The 5,144-nt window shown below is 73.0% G+C and carries 2 protein-coding genes and 1 pseudogene; 2 read left to right on the forward strand and 1 reads right to left on the reverse strand.

Going from position 1 to position 5,144, the window contains the following annotated elements:
- Positions 1-1,166 (reverse strand): annotated as a pseudogene (locus D3P35_RS25500) (hypothetical protein); the annotation flags it as partial.
- A 454-nt stretch (positions 1,167-1,620) separates the two neighbouring features.
- Between D3P35_RS25500 and D3P35_RS25505 the strand changes: the two are divergent.
- Entirely contained in the window at positions 1,621-2,325 is a 705-nt protein-coding gene (locus tag D3P35_RS25505; RefSeq protein ID WP_118138742.1) for a hypothetical protein, read from the forward strand.
- A gap of 129 nt (positions 2,326-2,454) precedes the next feature.
- Positions 2,455-5,144: winged helix-turn-helix domain-containing protein (locus D3P35_RS25510; protein ID WP_118138743.1), on the forward strand; the 2,690-nt coding region annotated here is incomplete at its 3' end.

Here is a 5,144-nt window from a genome sequence, read left to right on the forward strand (position 1 = left end):
TCCCCGAGGTCAGCCACGACGTCGATGTCGCCCACGAGCTCTTCCACAGGGTCGAGGCCGATCTCGACATCGAGGTCACCGAGCGAGAGGTCGATGTCCGGGTCCGCCTCGCCTTCCGGGAGGGGGTCGCCGGGGCCGAGGACGACATCGATATCGCCCACGATCTCCTCGATCGGGTCGAGGCCGACTTCGATATCGATGTCTCCGAGGTCGATGTCGATGTCGGGATCGATGTCGGGGTCGGGGTCGGCCCCGGGATTGATCGGGCCGGAAACATCGGGGACGGAGATATCGGGAACCTCGACTTCCGGATCGAGGTCCACGACCACTCCGGGCCCGGTGGGCACCTCGGGGGTCACCGGGTCGGTGGGGCCGCCGTCGGGATCGCCATGGTCAACCACGTCCCCGGTCGGCGGCTCGGGATTCGGAGGACCGTCGACAACGGGGGCGACCTCCTCGTCCTGCGGCGCGTCGGGGGTGACGGACGGAAGGTCGGGCATGTCGGGGCCGGTGAGCGGCGTGTCGGGGGCAAGTGCCTCCGGGTCGCGGGCGACGATGTCGGGCCCCGCGGGGCCCGGGACCTGGCCTCCGGTATCGGGGTCGACCTCACCACCCGGCCCGGGCCCAGGGTCTGGCAGCGGGGCGACCGGGGTCGCGCTCCCGCCGTCCGCGGGCTCGGTTGCGGGCGCACGCGCCGTGACCGACGCGGCGGCAGCGCTCGCTGCCGGGGCGGAGAGGATCGCCGCCTCGGGAGAACCGGCCTGATCGAAAGTCGCGCCCGGCGTGCGATCGGTCACGCCGCCGGGCGCGGGACCGGGCGCGAGCACGGCTTCGGGCTGGAGGCCGGGATCCGCCGCGGCGGGATCTTCCCCGGCCGGGCCTTGGGTGTCGACCGGATCGGCGACGGCGGTGCTGAGCGTGCTGTTGAGCAAGGTGCCGGTGCGCGAGGCGGCAAGGGCGTCATCGGTCATGCCGACCGATCCCGCCCCGTCGGCCCCCAGCGCGGACAATGCGCCCACGGCTTCACCCGCATCGCTCAGCCCGGACGCGGACTGCGCGATGGCGTCGAGATCTTCCGCCGTGAACATCTCTGCGTCCAGGACAGCCGGCGCATCGGCTGCCGAAGACGCCGTGGCTCCGCCGGAGCCGGACGATGCGTTGCTCATGCCACTCTCCACTCCCTGTCGTGGTAACCGCCCTCTTGTGCAGCAAAAGTATTTAAGTAATACTTATATAAAAAATTCTACCCAATTCAGATCCGCGCTTCGGATATTTATTCTATTATATTTTTATTTAATGGATAAATATAAATGTAAAATTTTACACCAATACATGGAGATTTGATAACTTCCGGATCAGCCCCCGCCTGTGCGAGGGTCCGCGCCGGGACGATCACCGGGCGACGCCCCGTCCGGCGGACCCGCGGCAGGCTTTCGGCCCTCCGGCGCATCGAGGGGCCAGGGCAGTGCGGCGAGCGGTTCCGCGCCCGGCCGCACCGCGGATTTGCATCTCTTTTCCACGCTTTACTCGCGCTGCGGGGCGGCGATCCACAGGCTGGGGACAGTCGGGTTTCCCGGTCGCCGGGCCCGCCCCTTCCTCCTCTTGCAAAGGACAGAGACGATGACCGCAGGTTCCGCCATCGCAGCGCTGCTGCTCGCCCTCCCCCTCCCCGCCCTGGCCCATCCGGTGCTCAGCCCGCCCTCGGAAGCGGTGACAGCCGCCTTCGACATCGTCGAGACCCGTGTCGTGCTCCGCGACGGGCAGGTGCTGTTCAGCACCCGGGTGCGCGGTGCGGCAGGGCAGGACAGGCCGGAGGCCACGGGCGCCTTCGCCGGCTCCGGCGTGCATGCCTATGTCTGGCCCACCTCGCTCGACAGCGGCGAGATCGGCTTCGAGCCGGGCCGGGGCATCGTGGCGCTTGCCGTCACCTTCCACCCGGATTTCGACGACGCCGCCGGCGGCGGTACCAATCGCGACGTCTGGCACCCGCACTGGGTGGTGCTGGGCCCCGACCCCGCCTGCGGCGGCGGGCTGAAGGTGAGCGACATCCCCGAGGGCGCAACCCCGCGCGTGCCGCCCACCTGGCCCGGCGTGCCGCTGCTGATCGACAGCCCCGACTACCCCCTGCGCCTCGAGACCGACACGGTGGAGGTCGCGGTGCCGCTCGCGGCGGCGGGCGGTCTTGCCGGGGCCTCCTTCGACGGGGTGACCGCCGGGCTGAGGATCAACGCCGACCTGCATGCCCCGCTGCTCTGCGTGGAAGCGGTGTTCAAGGTCGCCTCGGGCGACCTCAGCCTGCCGGGGCGGGTCATGCCCGCCGAGTGACGCCGCCGCGCGCGCCGCCTGCATCTAACTTGCACACCGGAGCGAAATACTCGTGTACAGTTCTGCCCGGCAGACTCCCGGCGGCCGACGCCGGGACTGCCCTCACCGGATGGCGGTTCGAGGCACGGGATGGAAGAGACGCTCCGTTTTGGCCCCTTCGCGCTGGTTCCCGAGCGGCGGAGCCTGCTGCGCGACGGTGAGGTCGTCGCCCTGGGCAGCCGGGCGCTCGACGTGCTGCTGTGCCTCGTCGCCACCCCCGGCGCGGTGCGCTCGCACCAGGAGATCGTCGCCCATGTCTGGCCCGACACGCATGTGGAGGGGGCGAACCTGCGGGTGCATGTCTCCGGCCTGCGCAAGGCCCTGGGCGACACCCGCGCCACCCCGCGCTACATCGCGAACGTGCCCGGCCGGGGCTATGCCTTCATCGCCCCGGTCTCCCGGCAGGGCGGCGGCGCGGCGGCCCCCGGGGGCGACGGCGCGCCCCTCCCCGCGCCCCGCCTGCCCGGCCTGCCCCGGGTGTTCGGGCGGGAGCAGAGCGTGGAGACCGTGCTCGCCCAGCTCGGCAAGGGCCGCCTCGTGACCCTCACCGGGCCCGGCGGCATCGGCAAGTCGACCGTGGCGCGGGTCGTTGCACGCCGGGTGGCGGAGGCGCCGCGGACCGAGTGGATCGATCTCTCCGAGGTCACCTCCGGCGAGCGCGTGGCCGCGACCGTCGCCACGGCATTCGGTGTCGCCACCCGGGCCCGGGACCTGTGCGAGGCCCTCGCCCGGGCGATGGAGGCGGAGCCCACCCTCGTGGTGCTCGACAATTGCGAGCATGTCGTCGAGGGCGTGACCACGCTGGTGGAGGGCGTGCTGGCGCGCAGCGGCCGGGTGTGCTTCCTCGCCACCAGCCGCGAGCCGCTGCGCGCGCTCGGCGAGCGGGTGTACCGCCTGCCGCCGCTCGGGACACCGGAGGCAGGGGCGCCCGCCGACGCCATCGCCGCCGCGCCGGCGGTGCAGCTCTTTCTCGAGCGGGCCGACGCCTCGCTGGGCGGCTACGAGCTCACCGCGACGGACGCGCCGCTGGTGGTGGAGATCTGCAACCGGCTCGACGGTATCGCGCTGGCGATCGAGCTCGCGGCCGGCCGGCTGGAGACGATGGGCCTCGCAGCGCTGGCGGGGTCGCTCACCGACAGTTTCCGGGTGCTCAGCCGCGGCCGGCGCACCGCGCTTGCCCGCCACCAGACGCTGCGGGCCACGCTGGACTGGAGCTACATGCTGCTGGAGCCGGCCGAGAGCCGGGCGCTGCGCGAGCTGTCGGTGTTCCGCGGCCGCTTCACCGGCAGCGCGGCCGAGGCGGTGCTGAGCGAGGACGGGGCGGACCATCTCGCCGCGCTGGTCGCCAAGTCGCTCGTGGTGCTCGACACCGACGGCCCGGACCCGTTCTACCGCCTGCTCGACACCACCCGCCTCTACGCCCACGAGAAGCTGGTGGAGAGCGGCGCGCTGCGCCCGGCCATGCTGCGCCTCGGGCTGCACCTGCGCGGCCTGCTCGCGGCGGCGAACACCCGGCTCTATGCCGGCACCGCCGGGGAGGTGGCCGCCGAGTACGGCCATCTCGTCGCCAGTCTCGGGGCCTGCCTCGACTGGTGCTTCGCGCCGGGCGGCGACATGCTGGGCGGCGCCCGGCTGACGGGCGAGGCCCTGCCGCTCTACTTCAAGCTCTCGCTCTTCGACGAGTGCATCGCCACCGTGACCGCCTCCATCCGCTATCTCGACGCGAACCCGGACCTCGACGAGACCCTGCGGATGAAGCTCTACACCGCGCTCGGCTGGCCGCAGCTCATCTCCGCCGACGCGCCGGACCGCGGCGTGGCGGCCTGGAACGCGCTCGCGCGCATCGCCGGGCGGCTGGGGGACACCGATCACCAGCTCCGCGCCACCTGGGCGCTGTGGGTCGACGCGATAAACCGCGGGCAGCCGCGCCAGGGGCTCGCGCTGGCCGGGCGCTTCGCCGCCCTCGCCCGGGCCTCCGGCACGCCGGGCGACGCGCTGGTGGCGCGGCGGATGCAGGCGGCCACCCTGCACTGGCTGGGCCGGCACGCCGATGCCGCAGCCGGGCTGGAGGCGATGCTGCTCGACTACGAGTACCTGCCCGAGGGCGGCCATTCGGTGCGCTTCCACTTCGACCAGGGGGTGACCGCCCGCATCATCCTCGCACGCTGCCGCTGGTTTCTCGGCGACGAGGCCGGCGGGCTGGAGGAGGCGGCGGCCGCCCTCGAGCGGGCCTGGTCCGTGCGCCATCTCGCCTCGGTGTCCAACGTGCTGGCCGAGGCGGCCTGCCCGCTCGCGCTCATGGCGGGGGATGCGGCGCTGGCCTCGGGCTATCTCGCCCAGCTCCGGGAGCACACGCGCATGGTCTCGCTCGACGTGTGGAACACCTACGCGGAGTGTTTCGAGGCCGGGCTCGTGCAGCGCGCGGGCGACCATGCCGCGGGGCTGCGCCAGCTGCGCCGGAACCTCGAGCCGCTGCGCCGGGCGGGGTTCGTGCTGTTCGAGCCGATGTTCGTGGCGACGGAGGCGCGGGCGCTCTGCGGCCTCGGGCGCCATGCCGAGGGGCTCGCGGCGCTCGACCGGGCGCTGGAGGACGGGCGGCGCAGCGGGGCGTGCTGGTGGGACGCGGAACTGCACCGCGAGAAGGCCGCCATCCACCGCTGCCTGGCGCAGGAGGCGCCCGCGGCGGCAAGCCTCGCCGCGGCCCTGCACGCGGCGGAGGCGACGGGGGCCCGCGCCCTCGCCCGGCGCGCCGAGCGCGATCGAGCCGCCGCCGGGCCCGC

It is taken from the genome of Oceanicella sp. SM1341 (assembly GCF_003448965.1).
Lineage (GTDB): Bacteria > Pseudomonadota > Alphaproteobacteria > Rhodobacterales > Rhodobacteraceae > Paroceanicella.

Bases quoted from the DNA above. Each gene is read 5' to 3' on its own strand.
- D3P35_RS25505 (WP_118138742.1), top strand. From the start codon at position 1,621: ATGACCGCAGGTTCCGCCATCGCAGCGCTGCTGCTCGCCCTCCCCCTC.